This is a genomic window from Pedobacter sp. AK017 (assembly GCF_014200825.1).
GTDB classification, from domain to species: Bacteria; Bacteroidota; Bacteroidia; order Sphingobacteriales; family Sphingobacteriaceae; genus Pedobacter; species Pedobacter heparinus.
This window is the reverse complement of sequence record NZ_JACHCW010000005.1, coordinates 183375-201859: the sequence shown is the minus strand read 5'-3', so window position 1 is coordinate 201859 and position 18485 is coordinate 183375. Positions and strand designations below refer to the sequence as shown.

Genomic DNA, 18485 nt, shown 5'->3' with positions numbered 1-18485 from the left:
TATATTAAGTATAATACACATATAAGATGACAAAGACTTTTAGAATTTTGTGTTTGCTGTCGCTGTGTCTGTCCCTGACGACATTACACGCACAGGAAACCAAGCAGTTACTCACCATTGCCGGTATTGTTACCGATGAAAAGGGAGCAGCTATCCCAGCGGTATCTGTTTACATTAAAGATCGGCCCTCAGCCGGTACCGCTACCAATAATGAAGGAAAATTCAGCATTCAGGTCGCGTATGGTGACAAGGTTGCCTTTAGCTATATCGGCTTTAAAAATACAGAACATGTTGCTGTCGAAACAAAAAAGAATTTAACCATAGTCCTAAAAGACAATAACGAGGCCCTGGAGGAAGTAATGGTAGTTGGACTGGGCAATGTACAACGGAAGATAAGTTCAGTCGGTGCCATTACAACGGTAGATGTTAAGGACCTTCAATCCCCTGCTCCATCGATTGCTAACCTTCTTGGCGGAAGAGCAGCCGGTGTAATCTCCAGATTAGGCAGCGGTGAACCAGGAAAGAACATTTCTGAGTTTTGGGTACGTGGTATCGGCACATTTGGGGCCAACAGTAGTGCACTGGTGCTCATCGATGGTTTGGAGGGCGACCTGAATACCATTGATCCGGCGGATGTGGAAAGTTTTTCGATCCTTAAGGATGCATCAGCAACCGCAGTGTATGGCGTTAGGGGAGCCAATGGTGTAGTATTGGTTACCACCAAGCGCGGTCAGGTAGACCGCATGCAGCTCACCGCACGCGCCAATACCACTTTATCCAGTCTCAACCGCTTACCAGAATATCTGCGTGCGTATGATTACGCACAGCTGGCGAATGAAGCAAGTTTGGTCCGTGGGCAGAGTCCTTTGTACAACCAAACGGAATTGGGTATTATCCGTGACGGACTGGATCCGGATATGTATCCAGATGTAGATTGGCAGGATGAAATTCTCAATAAGACTTCCTGGCGCCAGAGCTATTACATGAGTGGCCGTGGTGGATCTGAGGTTGCACGCTATTTCCTTAGCCTTGGCGGCAAAAGTGAAAGTGCAGCTTACAAAGTAGACAAAAATAGCCAATACAGTTCCAATGTGGGTTTTAATACTTATAATTACCGCATCAATCTGGATGTTAACCTGACCAAGACCACTAAAATTTTCCTGGGTTCTGATGGGTTTCTATCTAAACTGAATCAGCCGGGATTAGCAAATACGGATTACATATGGGGTGCACAATCTACACTTACCCCCGTTACAATTCCTACACGATATTCCAATGGCCTGCTTCCAGGCCTGGGAGGTGGAGAGCAGTCATCGCCTTATGTCATGATTAACCGCACAGGCAGGGCCTCTGATGAGGTGTATAAAGGTAAAACCACATTAGCCCTCAATCAGGATCTTTCCAATGTATTGGAAGGACTTAAATTCCGGGTTCAGGGAGCTTACGATATATACAGTTACTTTAGCGAGCGTAGGCGTGTACAACCAGCGCTTTATAATGCCTTAGGACGGGCCTATGATGGCTCGCTCATTACTTTGCAAACTGTACAAGAACAAAAAGCGAGTTATTACAGAGGCACTCGGCAGTACCGTAAATACCACTTTGAATCTGTTATCAATTATGATAAGGTATTCAACAGTGACCATAGGACCTCAGCGTTGATCTATTATTACATGAGTGATGCCAAAGATACCGAAAATGCTACCAGTAACATGAACGCCATCCCCTTACGTTATCAGGGTGTATCGAGCAGGTTGACCTATGGTTTCCGGGACACTTACCTTTTAGATGTCAATTTCGGCTATACCGGTTCTGAAAACTTCCAACCCGGCAGGCAATATGGTTTTTTCCCGTCAATAGCCCTGGGATGGGTGCCTACTGGCTACAAATTTGTAAAAGAGGCCGCACCATGGCTTAATTATTTTAAGATCAGGGCTTCTTACGGTACGGTGGGTAATGACCGGATTTCAAGTATCCGTTTCCCCTACCTGACCAAGGCTAACCAGGGTAATGGCACGGTATGGGGCGTGCCCGATATCGAGATAATTAATGAGACAAGGATTGGTGCAGATAACCTGGCCTGGGAAAAAGCGATTAAATCCAATTTAGGTATTGAAGGTAAGCTCTTTGATAGTAAAGTAGATTTTGTGGTAGACTTTTTCAAAGATCAGCGTAACGGTATTTTTCAACAACGGGTACAGGTTCCTGATTACGTGGGTGTCATTTCCAATCCATTCGCCAATGTGGGCCGCATGAAAAGTTCCGGAATAGATGGAAACATCAGCTATACCGGCAATCTTTCCAAAGACATAGGCTTTACCTTAAGAGGTAACTTCACCTATTCCAAAAATTTAGTACAGAACTGGGAACAGGCTTACCTGGAATATCCTTACCTGGAGTACAATGGTTTCCCTTATAATTCTATAAGAGGCTATCAGTCGCTGGGACTTTTTAAAGACGAAGACGACATCAAATATAGCCCTAAACAAACGTTTGGAGATGTACTGCCTGGTGACATCAAATACAAGGATGTAAACGGTGATGGCATAATCGACAAACTGGACATGGTTCCTTTGACGCACAGCAACTATCCTTTGATGATGTTTGGTATGGGCGGAGAGTTCCGCTATAAAAAGCTGACATTAGGTGTATTGTTTAAAGGAACAGGAAAAACATCCTTTTTCTATGTCGGACAGGAGATGGAGGTAAACGATGTACTAAAAGCTAACGGAATGGGCTATATGCCGTTCTTTGAAGGCGGCCTGGGCAACGTACTCAGCCTGGCAGCCGATCCTAAAAACCGCTGGATTCCGAGGGATTATGCCATTGCGAATGGTATAGACCCAGCATTGGCCGAAAACCCAAATGCCCGCTACCCACGCCTCCAATACGGAAATAACAGCAACAACAGCCAGTTGTCGTCCTTCTGGCAGGGAGATGCGCGCTATATACGTCTGGAGGAAATTACATTGAGCTATAACATTAATCCATCGATCCTGAAACGCTTGGGGATTAAGTCTATGGACCTGCAATTTGTGGGCAATAATTTATACATATGGGATAATGTTAAGCTTTATGACCCGGAACAAGCCGCATGGAATGGACGAAAATACCCGATACCAACCACCTATTCCTTTCAAGTGTACGTCAATTTTTAATACAAACAAGAAATTAATGATATGAAAACGTCAATCATAAAAAGATTAGCATTCGCCGCGGTCATCATCCAGCTGATTGCGATGACAACATCCTGTAAGAAGTACCTGAATATCGATGAGTATTTTGATGATGAATTTAACATCGATTCCGCTTTTGCCAACCCTCGAAATATGGAAGCCTATATGTGGGGTGCAGCGGCCATGTTTCCTGATGAATCAAATACCATTCGCTATGGTTATACACCTGGCCCTATGGCAACCGATGAAGCCTTGAACGGGCTTACCGGAGGTGGCTCGAGCAATGTGTATTATGGAATGGATTTTGCCACCGGACGCATTACTTCAGATTTCTATGGAGACAGCAACCCTAACTTAAATCAATGGGCAAAATACTACAAGATTATCCGTAAATGTAACAGTGTCCTGCAAAACCTTGATCGCCCTAAGGGCATGACCAATTTAGACCGGCTCCGGATTGAAGGGTACACGCGTTTTATCCGTGCCTATGCTTACTACAACATTTTAGTAGATTATGGTCCTGCGATCCTGCTGGGTGATGAGGTGATCAACACCAATGAATCCCTTGAATATTATGACCGCCCCAGAGCGACCTATGATGAAACGATGGACTACACCTGCGATGAGCTTGAAAAAGCAGCGATGCTTATGCCTGCAGAAGTTTCGCTACTGGATTTTGGCCGCCCCAGTAAAGGAGCTGCACTTGCTTTGGTAGCCCGTCTGCGGCTGATCCATGCAAGTCCGTTGTTTAATGGCGGACCGGTAGCCAGTTCTTATTTTGGTAACTGGAAACGCAAAACCGATAATGTCAATTACGTATCACAGCAATATAATGAAGCAAGATGGGCGGTAGCTGCAGCCGCAGCCAAGCGCGTGATGGATCTTGGTCAGTACAGGCTATATACCGCAGTGAAAGATGACAAAACCCCGGCGCTTCCTGCAGGAGTTAATTCCGATCCAAATTTCTATAAGGATTATCCAAGTGGAGCAGCTGGAATAGATCCGTTAAGATCCTATTCGGATATTTTTAATGGTGAGGCTGTTGCTGAAATTAATAAAGAGATCATCTGGGGCAGAAATACAGGCTATATGGTAACAACCATCAGTCAGGGATCTATGCCACCTTCTCTCGGTGGCTGGGGGCGTTTCTGCGTCACACAGAAAGTAGTTGATTCCTATCTGATGGCCGACGGTCGTACTAAAGAAGAGGCCACCAGCAATGGGTATTATTCAGAAACAGGCTATACTACACAGGCTAAAAATTTTTCCGGATATCCACTCAATTCCGGAGTCTACAATATGTATGCTAACCGCGAAATGCGTTTTTATGCCTCTATCGGATTTAATGAGGCCGTTTGGCAGGCACAGTCCAGTACGACCATCAACAACTATACCGCCAAGTACTACTACCAGGCCCCTGATGGTCGTGGCGGGGTAACCGCAACTTCACCCAACTACCCCATCACGGGCTACGTGATCAAAAAATTCAATCACCCCATGGATGCTTTTTCGGGTACAGGTGCACGTCATATCAAAAAGGCTTACTCCATCATCCGCTATGCGGAGATACTCTTATCCTATGCCGAGGCGCTTAATAATTTGACAGGTAGTCACACGGTAAAGCTTGGGGATAAAGAATATACCCTATCCAGAAACCAGGAAGAGATAAAAAGTGCTTTTAATCTCGTTCGCTATCGTGCCGGGCTGCCTGGATTGAGCACCACCCAAATCAGTACTGCCGCCCTGGTTCAAAAACAGATTGAACGTGAACGAATGGTAGAGTTGCTGTGGGAAAACAGACGCTATTATGATGTACGTCGTTGGGGCATTTATGAAGAAACAGAACGCGAACCTATACGCGGTATGAATCCGGATGGCGCTACCAAGGATGCCTATTATCAACGCGTTATACCGGGAACATCGTCATTTATGACACGTGTAGTAGACAAAAAAGCAGTTTTTGTACCCATACCACGTTCGGAAATGAGAAGATTACCTTCTTTAGATCAGAATCCGGGCTATTAGGTTAAATTATAAATATAAAAAGATGAAACAAAAGTATATAACGATGCTCGCACTCGCTACCGTGCTTTCCTCGTGCAAAGACAATGAATTGTTCGAAAAGGAAATGTACAAAAATGATGTTGCTTTGATCAGCAGCAGCTATTACAATACTTTTCAGGAAATCGTTCCATTGACAGGTAATGAAGTAACAGGCTACATCGCAGCTTCTGCAGGTGGGACACATGCATCGACAAAGGACCTGGTAATCCAATTAGAAGACGACCTTACGCAGCTGGATTTTTACAACCGGTCTCTTTTTGATTTTGACACTAAATTATATGCAAAACTGTTACCCCGGAACAAATATGAAATCATGGATACTAAAATCCAGATCAAAGCCGGAGAACGTACGGGACGCACCATGGTTAAGCTGCGCCCAGACGGTCTGTCACCGGATTCGACTTATTTTATCGGATTAAAAGCGACAGCTGGCCCCGGAGTTGAAATCAACTCGAAGAAAACCACGATTCTTTACCAGGTGCTCATCAAGAACGATTATGCTTCTCAGGCACAAAATACTTTCTACAGCATGACTGGCCTGGTAAACGGAATGGTAACAGCTGGAAATAAGAAGCTGTTCCCCCTATCGGCAAATAGTGTTCGTGTAATTGCCGGAACGGAATCATTTGAAAGTACGGAACCCATGATCAATAAAACTTCCATCATACTGGAAGTAGCGGCTGACAAAAGCGTTACCATTAAACCATATAAAGATGTGAAAGTGACGCAAATTAACGGTGATGCAAGGTATCCAAATGTATTCAGGATAGAAGAATCCTTTGGCCGTAAATTCAATGTCTTCTTATTATCGTATGAGTATACAATTGGTAATGTTAAAAAAGTAATGCAGGAGGAATTACGGATCGAGATCGTTCGGTAGCTAACTGATTTTTAAGTGTCAATGACCAATTGGCATGTGAATACCAAAATTATCCAGCTAGGGGGCTACTGAGAAAGGGCCCCCTATTCTTTTGCCGGCTCTACAAGTTCGGGCAACACAGTTTCGAAAGATTATTTGGCATAGAAGAAGTGGATCACATCATTACTGGCAGCGGCATCCCTGAACAGACCAGAATGCGCCTGCAAAGTGTATGCATTAAAGTTTTTATTATTTAAACCGCTGAAAAAACGAGCGCTTTTTAAAAATTTTCCGTTATTTTACCAAGGTAACGAAACATTATCACTATTCTGTTGCCCAGAAAGCCCGCTTTTAAGCATTAATTATGATTCAAAAATCACCTATAGACAAAATCATTGCACCTGTAAGCCGATTCATTCACCTGGAATACACCAGTGGAATTGTTCTGCTGATCAGTGTCATCATTGCCATTACCTGGGCTAACTCAACTTACCATGAATTCTATGAACACTTATGGCACATCAATTTCTCAATTGGATTTGATGAGTTCGTACTAAGCCATCCCCTGCACATCTGGATCAACGATGGCCTGATGGCTGTATTCTTTTTTGTGATCGGACTCGAACTCAAAAGGGAATTTATGGAGGGAGAACTTTCCTCACTCAGCAAGGCTGCGCTACCCATGTCCGCTGCCCTTGGGGGCATGCTTGTTCCGGCATTGATCTATTTTACTATTAATAAAGGAACTGATGCCGATCACGGATGGGGAATACCTATGGCAACAGATATCGCTTTTGCGTTGGCTTTACTTTCCATGGCCAGTAAACATATTCCCACCTCAGTGAAGGTATTTTTATCGGCATTAGCAGTAGCCGACGATCTTGGCGCGGTATTGGTAATTGCCTTTTTTTATACTGAACAAATTCATTTTTTGCCCCTGATGATTGCCGGCTGTTTCCTTACAGCACTCATCGTTGGCAATCTGATGGGCATTCGTAACAGTACGTTTTACCTGATTATCGGATTTGGGGTATGGGTAGGCTTTTTGCTGTCCGGTGTCCATGCCACTATTGCCGGGGTATTGGTTGCCTTTACCATTCCTGCAGTTACCAAGATCAACGAACATATCTATTCGGAGAACCTACGCAAACTTTCCTATGATTTTGAAGTGGACATACCCGAAAAGGGGAGCCTGATCACCGATAAACAAAACAAAACAATTCAAGAAGTTAAAACTCTAAGTATGGCGGCAGAAACGCCATTACAAACTATAGAACATGGGCTGCATCCCTGGGTAGCATTTGGGATCATGCCGCTGTTTGCCCTTTCCAATGCCGGAATTGTAATTGGAGCAGATTTTTTCTCCTCGATCATTAACCCGGTTTCTATCGGCGTAGCAGCAGGCCTTCTGATCGGAAAATTTGTTGGCATTCTGCTATTCTGCTGGATCATGATTAAGTTCGGATGGGCCACACTTCCAGAACATGCCACCTGGAAGCACATAATTGGCGTATCATTACTAGCTGGAATAGGGTTCACCATGTCACTTTTCATCAGCGGATTGGCATTTAAAAACCCTATATTTATGGATCAAGCCAAATACGGCATCCTTATCGCATCTGTAATTGCAGGAATAATGGGTACTATTGTATTAAAAAAGGTATCCAAATCTTCCTGATCAACCGATAAAAACAAATTATATACTGATGAAAATTAAAGTTGGATTAATAGGATTCGGACGTACCGGAAAGGCAGTAGCTTCGGTAATTTTGCAAAACAGGGAATTTTCTCTGGAATGGGTATTTAGAAAAACTTCAGCATTAGAACATAGATCAGTTCCCGAATTTCTAGGTTTAGAAAGTGACGAACCAGGCCTGATATTTTCCAGCGAACACATTCAAATCAGAGAACTATTAGAAAAACATCCGATCGACGTCTTGATTGATTTCTCTTCAAATGAGAGCATTCATCAGTATGGTAAGGAGGCCGCTAAGCAGAAAATAAAAATCATTTCGGCAATTTCTCACTATGGAGAAAAGGAACTGGCACTTTTGCGTGACCTGGCTTCACTAACAACTGTTTTCTGGTCACCCAACATAACCTTAGGGGTCAATTACCTACTTTTTTCAGCCCGGTTTCTGCAAAAAATAGCGCCTGGTGTAGACATTGAGATCATAGAAGAACACTTTAAACAAAAAGAAGGAGTTTCTGGTACCGCAGTAAAAATTGCGCATGCATTAGACCTGGATGTTTCCCAGATCAACTCAGTAAGAGCCGGGGGAATAGTAGGCAAACATGAACTGATATTTGGTTTCCCCTATCAAACCGTCAGGTTAATCCATGAGTCAATCTCAAGAGAAGCTTTTGGCAACGGAGCTATCTTTGTTGCAAGAAATTTGTTAAATTTTCCATTGGGCTTATATAATTTTGAAGATATTTTAAGGCCGTATTTTAACATTGAAAATTAAATAAATATTCCCGGACAACCTATCGTAAAGAAGTTTGTTTTCCAAGCTCAGTAGTTAATACCTGTTTCATTTTTTCAATTGCATTACTAACCGCCGCTTCAATAGTGTCCGCATTTGCTGTTACTGTCAACGGTTCCTTTCCTTCTGGTCGTACCTCCAAAAGGCACCGTTTATCCATGGGCCCATTCTTACCGGCATTTTCATCACTCAGGTGCACTTCAACGCGTGTAAGATAATTTTCAAATCTGCTAAGTGCATTGGAAATTTTATTTTCAAGAAATGACTGTAAACGCTCATTTCCTTCGATGTTATGATCTGTATTGATGTGTATTTTCATAATATTTTTTATTTTAGTAATTCCGTTGTGTTATTAAAAACAAGCACAAACCAATTATATCTGATCATTCATGAATATTGTAAAAACGGCTATTAAAATCTCAAAATACGCATTTTTTTTGGATTTTTAAAGTTTTTGACCCAGATCGTTCAGATAATTAACCCGGATAGATTGACGGCATTAACTTTTAACATATACCCTTTGATGTTAAAAATAAATACAGTAGTTTAATATAAATATCAATAATAATGAATAGCTTCATTATTAGCAACGGGAGTCAGCCGTATTAAAAGTTGACAGGCGGCATTATGAGCATAAAAAAAATATTGTTCTTCATCATTATAGTCAGCCATAACCTGGTCTATTCCCAACTCATCTGTTATGAATAACCATACGATGAATTATAGCAGTGTAGCACAAGAAAACGGGTTGATCATTCATACAACGGTAACAATTGGATACGACGTGCCGTGGAGGAAAGTACATCAACTTTTAATCGATGCTGCGTTGCAAACAGCTATGTTAGAAGAATCTCCTTCTCCCTATGTCCTGCAAACAAGTCTCGATGATTATTATGTAAGTTACAGAATAAATGCATTTACCAAAGAGCCTAACCGACAAGCTTTGATTTATTCACACCTACATTCCAAGATTCAGGATCATTTTAACCACGCAGGTGTAGAAATCATGTCTCCACATTATAAGGCATTAAGAGATGGCAATATGATCACAATACCTCCGAATCACGAAACCCAATGATGACATTGCCCTTGATTATTACCATATGTGTTCTGATATTAATTGCTTACGCATTTGATATTACTTCAAGGCATACAAAAATACCCACGATTATTTTTTTATTGCTGTTGGGATGGGGTGTGAAAAAACTTACGGAGGTCTTCAACTTAAATTTGATAGATTTAGGCCCTCTTTTACCTGTTTTTGGAACAATAGGTCTTATTCTCATCGTTTTGGAGGGTGGTCTGGACTTGGAAATCAATAAACAGAAAAAAAAACTCATCAAAAAAGCAGTCTGGTCAGCATTGTTACCATTGGCTGCTTTATGCCTGTTTATAGGTATAGCAATTCATCTTCTAAACAAATCCAGCCTTATGGACTCATTGATAAATGCTGTTCCTTTTTGCATAATTAGTAGTGCCATTGCGATTCCCAGTGTTCAAAATCTTAACAATAAATTAAAAGAAATGGTAATATATGAGAGTAGTATGTCTGATATATTAGGTGTCATACTATTCAATTTTTTGATTAGAAGTGAAGTTATTGAAGCCAGCTCTTTCCTAATTTTTGGTCTGCAGATTTTCGTAATGCTAATTATATCATTGGTTGCTAGTATGGGTCTGGCTTTTTTAATCAAAAAGATAGATCATCAAGTGAAGCTTATCCCTATCATGATGATGGTAGTATTGATTTATTCCGTAGCAAAAGCTTATCATTTACCAGCTCTTTTGTTCATTCTGATCTTTGGACTTTTTCTTAACAACCTTGATGAATTTAAAAATATTTCCTTTATTAGACAACTGGAACCTAAAAAGTTAGACATAGAAGTTCACCGTTTCTCCAGATTAGTAGCTGAAACAGCCTTTTTAATCCGTACCATATTTTTCATTCTGTTCGGCTATACCATTACAGTAGAAAAGTTGTTCAATTTGTCTACACTTAGTTATGCTTTCTTAATTGTAGTTCTTATTTTGGTTGTCAGATTTGTTCAGATAAAGATATCAAGGTTAAAAATCAATCCTATTTTATTCATCGCTCCCCGGGGATTGATAACCATAATGCTTTTTATATCTATCCCCTTAAAGGATAGGATAGCCTTTGTAAGCGAATCACTCGTTCTTCAGGTGATCATATTGAGTATATTGGTAATGATGCTCGGACTGATGTTCCATAGGCCATCTAAACAGATGACTGTTGAAAGTAGTAGCGAGCCTGGTTCTCTCTCATTTAGAAAGGAAACTAACTTTAATGCATTATAGATTTAAACATTATGAATAAAAACCAGATCAGCAATATTTTAGTTCCTACCGATTTTTCTGACTGCGCGATTAAAGCAATTGAAGCCACCATTCCAATCGCTCTAAGCCACAATTCCAGCATCGTATTATTAGAAGTAGTAAGCCCAATTCCCGAACTTTACGGACTTCATAAAGATAAAGCGACCAAAGAACAACAACTTACGCTAATTGAACAACGTCTCAACAGGATAACCAAGGAAGCTGCAGATCTTCAACTTATCCATGGAGTTAAAATAGAACCGAAGATCATAGTCGGTCAAACTGTAGATTCAATAGTTAAAGTGGCTGAAGATCGATCAGTAGAACTGATTGTTATAGGTGCCCATGGCATTAGCGGTTTTAGAGAATTTCTAATTGGGTCAATTGCTTATGGGGTTACTGAAAAGGCAACTTGTCCAGTTCTCACAGTACCTTTGAGTTCCAAGACACTTACTTTCAAGAAGGTGATGTTCCCTGTCAGAAACATTGCAAATGCCCTGGAAAAATATACTTTTCTATTGGAATTTATTAGAAAAGGAACTACTGAGTTGCTGGTCTATGGCATTTTCAGTGATCAGGATAGTCATACTCAGGATATCGAAAATAAAATAACCAATTTTGTACAGCAAGTTAGACAAGACGGCATTACCATAAGCTCCATGACAAAAAATACTGACAGCGATCTGGCAGATGATGTTATCAAGACTGCCAACAAAATGAATTGCGATATTATTATTATCACATCCAAGGTAACAACATCTATAAAAGATTTTTTTATTGGGAAGTTTGCACAACGTGTTATAAACCATTCAAATTTAGCGGTGATGCATGTTCCTATTGACTAATAAAAGTCAACTGAAAAATTGAAACATTTCAGGGAAACTAATATATATACTTAAATTACCTTATCATGCAGCATCCCAAAAAATTGAATGAACTGGCTGCAACAGCAATTTGCGGTAACGACATTACCTCTTCATGCCTATATGTTTCATCGCTTACCATCATTTATGCCGGGCAATATGCCTGGCTGGCCTTACTCATCGTTGCGGCGGTACTTTTTCTCTTTAGAAAAATATACGGCGAAGTAGTAGGTGCCTTGCCATTAAATGGAGGCGCTTACAATGTGCTACTCAATACGACCAGCAAAAGTAATGCATCCATCGCAGCCTGCTTAACTATTCTTTCCTATATGACCACAGCAGTAATCTCTGCCAGCGAAGGCATGCATTACCTGCATGGTATATTTCCTAGTATTCCCATTATGATTGCCACTGTGATACTGATCACGCTATTTTTGTTATTGGTTATGTCAGGCATCAGTGAATCTTCAATCGTAGCTATCGTTATATTTGTGCTGCATTTGATTGCCATGTTCACCCTAATCGTCAGTGGGATCTGGTATGTGCTGCAAAATGGACTTGATGTAGCACAACTAAATTTCAAACAGCCCCTGAATGCTGGCTTTGGTACAGCGCTGTTTCTTGGTTTTAGTACGGCAATGTTAGGCATATCGGGATTTGAAAGCTCAGCTAATTTTGTCGAAGAGCAAAAACACGGTGTGTTCAGGAAAACCCTCCGGAATATGTGGGTAGCCGTGTCTGTCATCAATCCGCTAATGGCACTCACAGCAGTTATGGTATTACCTTTGGCAGAAGTAGCGAACAATAAAGAAGCACTCTTATCGCATCTTGGCAAAAATACCGGAGGTCATTGGCTGGCCACCTTTATATCAGTAGATGCAGTACTGGTACTTTCAGGCGCGCTCTTAACTTCTTATGTCGGGGTAAACGGACTAATTAAACGTATGGCCCTGGACAGGATCCTACCGCAATTCCTGCTAAAAGAAAATAAAAGGGGAAGTTCACCAAGAATTTTGATCCTGTTTTACCTCCTCTGTCTTTCTGTACTTTTCATTACAAGAGGTGCGCTAGGGCCACTCGCCGGAGTATACACCATATCTTTCCTTCTGGTAATGATCTATTTTGGTTTCGGAAATTTCCTGCTTAAAATTAAAAGGAGCAGGTTACCCAGACCAGAAAAAGCCAGCATCCTATCCGTCACGCTGGCCATTCTGGCCGTAACTGCAGCACTCTATGGCAACATCACCATGCATGCTGAATACCTCATTGTATTTTTACAGTACTTTATCCCATCCATCATCTTTATTTTTTTACTACTCAGCAGGAACATCATTTTGAAATACATGCTAGTCGTGGTCAATGGTTTTTTCAGCTCACTGAAAAGAATGGCTGCAATCAGCAGATTTCACATAAACCGTAATCTGAAAAATCTTACCGAACAAGAGTTCGTCTATTTTACCAAGGGAGACGACATTTCTGTACTCAACAAAGTCATGATCTATGTACAGGAAAATGAGATCACCAAAAAACTTAAGATTGTAACCGTTCTTAGCGATGGCAAAGAGGGATCCGAATCCTTTTTAAATGACCTTAGTGTACTAGATCGCGCCTACCCGGACATCAAAATAGAATACCTGCGCATTCACGGAACGTTTGGTCCTGAAATCATCGCACAACTTAGCAAAGAGTGGGATATCCCTATCAATTTCATGTTTATCAGTTCTCCAAGTAACCGCTTCTCGCACCGCATCTCTGACTTAGGTGGGGTAAGGCTGATCATTTGAGCTCCCAATACTAAAACACTATTTATCAGGAGTAATCTCCGAATTAACAAACAGCGTCTGTGTAGGATAGGCAAATTCAATCCCTCTTTGCTCAAAAGCTTCAAAAATATCAAGGTAAATCGCCTGTTGATTGTCCATGTACACGTTATAATCCGGATCTAGCACGTAATAAACAGTCTCAAAATTGAGGCTAAAATCCCCATATCCAGAGAAATGTGAACGATCAAACTGAAGTTTCGGCCTGTTGGCAATGACTTTTTTTATCAGCTCAGGAATTTTTGACAATTGGGCATGTGAAGTGTGGTAGGTTACCCCCAGAGAAAATATGATTCTCCGTTTTTGCATGCGCTTAAAATTATGCAATCTGGAGTTGGTCAAGTCAGTATTTGAGCAAATTAACTGCTCCCCACTCAGAGTTCTAATTCGAGTTGTTTTGATACCAATATATTCAATAACGCCGTTCTTGTCACCAACCACCACAAAATCACCGATTTCAAACGGGCGATCAAAAAAGATTACAAAATAACTAAACAAATCCCCGAGTACCGCCTGAGCCGCAAGTGCAATAGCAATACCACCTACTCCCAGACCGGCAATTAATGTGGTTACATTATAGCCCAGGTTATCCATCAAAAAAATAATTCCCAGGATCCAGATGATCACATTAGCGATGACGATCAAACCTCCAGCCTGCTTCTCCTTACTCTCACTATTTTCTTCACGCTGTATGAAAGAGTAAACAAATTTGCGAAATGCAGCACTAATAACCCTAAGTATGAAATAGCTTATAGCAACCAGGTAAGCCACATGAATAATTTTATCTAGCTTTTCATCGAAATTCAGCGTAGACAGCGCAAAGTAAAACGAGCTAATATAAAGTAGCGGAATGACTGAATTTTCGACAATAGCAATTAAAAAGTTATCCCAGTTTGTATTGGTAGTCAAGGCCCATGATTTGACTTTTTTCACCACAAAATACTTAAACAGTTTGATGAGCAGGAAAAGACCGGCAACAATCCCGAGGGCGACAGCCCAGTGATAGATACTATTGCCCCAGAAAACATAATCAAAAATAGCACTTGGTTGAATGAGGTTTAAATTTTTCATAATAAAATTAAGACAACATATCTTTGAGATAGAAATGTCGTCGTGTTAAACACAGCTCCTTTATGCTGATAAATTGGGTAAGCCCCAGTAAGAAAAAAAGATCATAGAAGCTATTACAGACGAACAGATGTTCAAATGGCCTCAGTAAATGACCTGACAGATTGAAACAAAAGTACAAAAAATAAATTAACCAGGAATTTCCTTACTCCTCTACTTCCTTCATGTACTGCACTTTCAAATGATCATAAAGAGAATGCTTATCAATCAATACAGCAACAAGACTAGAAATCATTCCCGCAAGAATAAGGTGAAATATGACATTGTTTCGGTTGGTCATTTCAAGCACCAGGATGGCCGAGGTAAAAGGTGAACGCGTAACGCCTGTTAAAAATCCTACCATCCCTGCAAGTATCAGCAAATTGGTGTTTGTTTCTGAAAGCTGGAACCAGCCAGACACCACTGAACCCACACCCGCACCAGCTGATAATGCGGGAGCAAATATTCCTCCTGCAGCACCAGTAGTAAATGATAAAATTGGACCCGCAGTTCTCAATAAAGGAGTATACCAGGCAGAATACTTATCCGGAGTAAAAAGTACCTTTTCCATTAGGTCCTTTCCAGATCCTAACACCCCGTAGTCTAAAAATACAGCAATTGCTGTAAGAACAACAGCACATCCTGTAACGTAAAACACATGTTGTCGTGTAAACTTGAACCTGGCTTTCCACTTCAGGATCAACAAAATAATTTTAGACATTCCGCTGCCCAACAGACCAGAGATCACAGCCACCAATACCACACCCAAAAAAATAAGCCCCGAAAGGCTACCTATTTTCGGATAACCCAGGTAAAGATAAGGCCCAAGGATTCCCTGGGCTGTTAAGCCAGCAATTATTACGGATGAAAATATAGCAGTTTTAAAATAACTGAAATGGGTTTTGGTTAATTCTTCAATTGCAAATACAATACCACCTAAAGGTGTGTTAAACGCAGCAGCCAGGCCTGCAGCAGCACCTGTAATGATCATATTGGTTTTAGCAACCTTAGGCCACCAGGCAGGAAGCATTTCATTAATTTTTCTAAAAATCGAAGCAGCAATCTGAATGGTTGGCCCCTCCCGTCCTATTGCTCCCCCGCCCACAGCCATGATCAAACTAGAGGCAACCTTTACAAACATAATTTTTAAGCTCAATAATTTATCCACCCTGCTGTTTGTAACCGGGCTTGAAATGGATATGGCGGCCATTACCTGGGGAATGCCACTACCCTTGGCATAAGGCGCAAAACGTTTAACCAGCCACCAGGCCAGGATAAAACAACCCGGCATCAACAGAAATAGAAGCCAGGCAGATTGATGGTATACATAGCTAGTTAATTCTTCAGCCAGCAAAAATAATTTAGTATACACAACAGCAATCAGTCCGGTAATTATCGACGCAATCCAAAAAGGAATGGCCTGTAACATGTTGTGTTTTAATTTCTCATTCTTTATGCGATCAAAGGAATGTTTTAAGTGGACTCTCACTTTATTGGTAAACGTTTTTAAAACAGGGAGATTCATATCCGGTAAAAGTAGCAATTATGATCCGGAAATAGGAAATAGAGACTAAGGAATAAGTAATCTTAACGAATCTACATGCAACCTGTTTTTCAGCCATTGGTTTAATTTATTCCGATCAGTTCGTTTAACCGGCTTGACGAATCCGGCAACTACCATTGTCAATGTATCTTTCCCCGGCTTATCCAGCCTGTCTACTATCACATTAGCAGCTGTATAATCACGCATTTCCGGATACAATACTTTTAACTCTGCCCGGATATCAGGCAACGGTTTATCCAGCAAAGAAACCTGAGAACCGTTCAGCTTAGCCGTAGAATCCATTTTAAACACATCTTCCAGAATACTGGCTTTGATCTGTGAAAAATCAATTTCCTGTTTCGCGTTTAAGCCCTGCCTGATATTTAATTTAGTTTGTTTTAATTTATAATCCGGCAATCTGGCACGGATAGAATCAATTCTCGCTTTAGGCAACTCATAGCCAATCAGCAGCAGGTCAATCTCATTTCCCTTTGAACTGTATTTCAATGTTCTGTTAACTACCTGCGTATTCTTAAACTGAAACTGTTCACTGATAAACCGTTGGGCATTGTTCTCAAAAATACTCTTATCTACTATACCATAAGCTAGGAAAATACTGGGAACCACAGCTATGATCACAATGATCATAATGTATCTGCTCACTTTCTTCTCAGTTTCCCGATCTTCAAAGTACTTCTTACCAAATTTTAAAAAACGGACGATCAGATAAGTACTGATGCAGATAAATACACTATTGATGAAATACAGATAAATTGCCCCAAGGAAATAATAAAAATTACCAGAAGCCAAGCCAAAACCAGCTGTACACAAAGGGGGCATCAAAGCAGTAGCAATGGCTACACCTGGTATCACATTACTCTTTTCTTTACGTGTTCCCGCCACTATTCCAGCAAGTCCGCCAAAGAAAGCAATAAAAACATCCCATATAGAGGGAGTTGTTCTGGCCAGTAATTCACTTTGCGCATCATGAAGTGGAGTCAACCAAAAATAAATGGTCGAAACCACTACACTAATCAATGTAGCGATCAATAAATTCCGCAGCCCTTTCTTTACCAGCTCAAAGTCATTTGTCCCTACGCCCAAACCAATGCCCATAATTGGCCCCATCAATGGCGAGATAAGCATGGCCCCAATAACTACGGCCGTAGAATTCACGTTTAACCCTATTGAGGCAATTAAAATGGCGAAGATCAAAGTCCAGAGATTCGCACCCACAAAATCCGCATTCTTTTTAATGGAAAGCACCACATCATCCTCATCTGCTTTATCCACATGCAAATCGAAGCGCCGGGCAATGGATAGTCTAATCAGTCTGAAAATTCTGCCTGTTTTTTTTTGTTGGGGTTCCGTCAAAGCAATATGTTTTAAAGATTGTTCCAAATAATAGCAAAAGATAGTCCATTTTTTATAAACACTCAAAACCACAAACCTAATCAGATTACTTTGTAAACTTTATGCTAAACGATTTCTCACCTTACATATGTTTATTATTATGCTTGCTTTGGATCATCCAAAGGCGAAATGAACATATTCAGTATTGTCATCCGAATTAATTAACTTAGCCTGGAGCACAACTTATTGAGGATTGCTGAAAATGAACGCAACTGATACTTTTGTAGACGAGAGAGATTTGCTACTCAGATTGAGTGAGGGCGATTTCGATGCGTTTAACCATTTTTATAAGCGTTATGGGAAGATCGTTTTTGCGAGGCTTAAATCGCTGATTCATGAACAGGAAATAACCGAAGAATTACATCAGGATACTTTCCTGAAAATATGGGAACATCGGGCTTCCTTAAACACAATGGTACCTTTTCAGGCCATTATTATGCGCACTGCCAAGAGTATCGCCATTGATTATTACCGCAAAGCCATCCGTGACGACAAACTAAAGAAACAGCTGATCAGCACTGCTACCGAGCTATACCATCATTTAGATGAGCTGATCAACTTCAATGAAACGAATACAGCTATCAATACCGCCATTTCCAAGCTACCACCTCAGCGGTTAAAAATATTTACCTTGATCAAACTCGAAGGGAAAACCTATGAGTACGCTGCTACCAAATTTGGTGTGTCTTTAAGTACCATTAAAGACCACATGGCAAAGGCCATGAAATTCTTGCGGGATGAGATGGCCAGAGAGCATCCAGAAACGCTATTTTTACTGGTTGCGGCTACTTTAATCCGGTAAATAAAAATATTTTCAAAG

The 18485-nt window shown here is 40.9% G+C and carries 14 protein-coding genes; 10 read left to right on the top strand and 4 right to left on the bottom strand.

What is annotated here, in order from left to right:
- Positions 1-26 precede the first annotated feature (26 nt).
- From HDC92_RS08965 to HDC92_RS08945, 5 genes are all read left to right on the top strand, one after another.
- Positions 27-3158 carry a SusC/RagA family TonB-linked outer membrane protein gene (locus tag HDC92_RS08965; protein ID WP_183873937.1) on the top strand — a complete coding sequence of 1044 codons (3132 nt, stop codon included), beginning with the start codon at positions 27-29 and terminating at the stop codon, positions 3156-3158.
- Positions 3159-3179: 21 nt separating this feature from the next.
- Complete coding sequence (locus HDC92_RS08960; RefSeq protein WP_183873935.1) at positions 3180-5201, top strand: RagB/SusD family nutrient uptake outer membrane protein; 2022 nt, start codon at positions 3180-3182, stop codon at positions 5199-5201.
- A gap of 22 nt (positions 5202-5223) precedes the next feature.
- Positions 5224-6120 (top strand): BT_3044 domain-containing protein, encoded by an 897-nt coding sequence (locus tag HDC92_RS08955; RefSeq protein WP_183873933.1) that lies wholly within the window; start codon positions 5224-5226, stop codon positions 6118-6120.
- Positions 6121-6463: 343 nt separating this feature from the next.
- Positions 6464-7777 carry a Na+/H+ antiporter NhaA gene (gene nhaA / locus HDC92_RS08950; RefSeq protein WP_183873931.1) on the top strand — a complete coding sequence of 438 codons (1314 nt, stop codon included), beginning with the start codon at positions 6464-6466 and terminating at the stop codon, positions 7775-7777.
- 28 nt (positions 7778-7805) lie between these two features.
- Positions 7806-8567 (top strand): 4-hydroxy-tetrahydrodipicolinate reductase, encoded by a 762-nt coding sequence (locus tag HDC92_RS08945; protein WP_221270941.1) that lies wholly within the window; start codon positions 7806-7808, stop codon positions 8565-8567.
- A gap of 19 nt (positions 8568-8586) precedes the next feature.
- Here the strand turns inward: HDC92_RS08945 and HDC92_RS08940 are convergent, their stop codons facing one another.
- The gene (locus HDC92_RS08940; protein ID WP_183873929.1) at positions 8587-8904 is read right to left on the bottom strand and encodes an HPF/RaiA family ribosome-associated protein; all 318 of its coding nucleotides are present in this window, start codon (positions 8902-8904) and stop codon (positions 8587-8589) included.
- A gap of 381 nt (positions 8905-9285) precedes the next feature.
- On the opposite strand from HDC92_RS08940, the gene HDC92_RS08935 reads away from it, so the two are divergent.
- From HDC92_RS08935 to HDC92_RS08920, 4 genes are all read left to right on the top strand, one after another.
- Positions 9286-9663 carry a hypothetical protein gene (locus HDC92_RS08935; RefSeq protein WP_411267831.1) on the top strand — a complete coding sequence of 126 codons (378 nt, stop codon included), beginning with the start codon at positions 9286-9288 and terminating at the stop codon, positions 9661-9663.
- Positions 9660-10901 carry a cation:proton antiporter gene (locus tag HDC92_RS08930; RefSeq protein ID WP_221270940.1) on the top strand — a complete coding sequence of 414 codons (1242 nt, stop codon included), beginning with the start codon at positions 9660-9662 and terminating at the stop codon, positions 10899-10901. Before HDC92_RS08935 ends, HDC92_RS08930 begins: the two co-directional genes overlap by 4 nt.
- 11 nt (positions 10902-10912) lie before the next feature.
- A complete protein-coding gene (locus tag HDC92_RS08925) occupies positions 10913-11764 on the top strand; it encodes a universal stress protein (protein ID WP_183873927.1) in 852 nt (283 codons plus the stop codon).
- 65 nt (positions 11765-11829) lie between these two features.
- Positions 11830-13566: an APC family permease gene (locus tag HDC92_RS08920; protein WP_183873925.1), complete on the top strand. Its 1737-nt coding sequence runs from the start codon at positions 11830-11832 to the stop codon at positions 13564-13566.
- 18 nt (positions 13567-13584) lie between these two features.
- On the opposite strand, the gene HDC92_RS08915 is transcribed toward HDC92_RS08920, so the two are convergent.
- The 3 genes from HDC92_RS08915 to HDC92_RS08905 form a co-directional block, all read right to left on the bottom strand.
- Entirely contained in the window at positions 13585-14673 is a 1089-nt protein-coding gene (locus HDC92_RS08915) for a mechanosensitive ion channel family protein (RefSeq protein WP_183873923.1), read from the bottom strand.
- 202 nt (positions 14674-14875) lie between these two features.
- Positions 14876-16234: a chloride channel protein gene (locus HDC92_RS08910; protein WP_183873921.1), complete on the bottom strand. Its 1359-nt coding sequence runs from the start codon at positions 16232-16234 to the stop codon at positions 14876-14878.
- Between the two features lie 45 nt (positions 16235-16279).
- Positions 16280-17626, bottom strand: coding sequence for a TIGR00341 family protein (locus HDC92_RS08905; protein ID WP_255484493.1), 1347 nt, complete (start codon positions 17624-17626; stop codon positions 16280-16282).
- A 241-nt stretch (positions 17627-17867) separates the two neighbouring features.
- On the opposite strand from HDC92_RS08905, the gene HDC92_RS08900 reads away from it, so the two are divergent.
- Positions 17868-18467 (top strand): RNA polymerase sigma factor, encoded by a 600-nt coding sequence (locus HDC92_RS08900; protein WP_183873919.1) that lies wholly within the window; start codon positions 17868-17870, stop codon positions 18465-18467.
- The last annotated feature ends 18 nt before the right edge of the window (positions 18468-18485 follow it).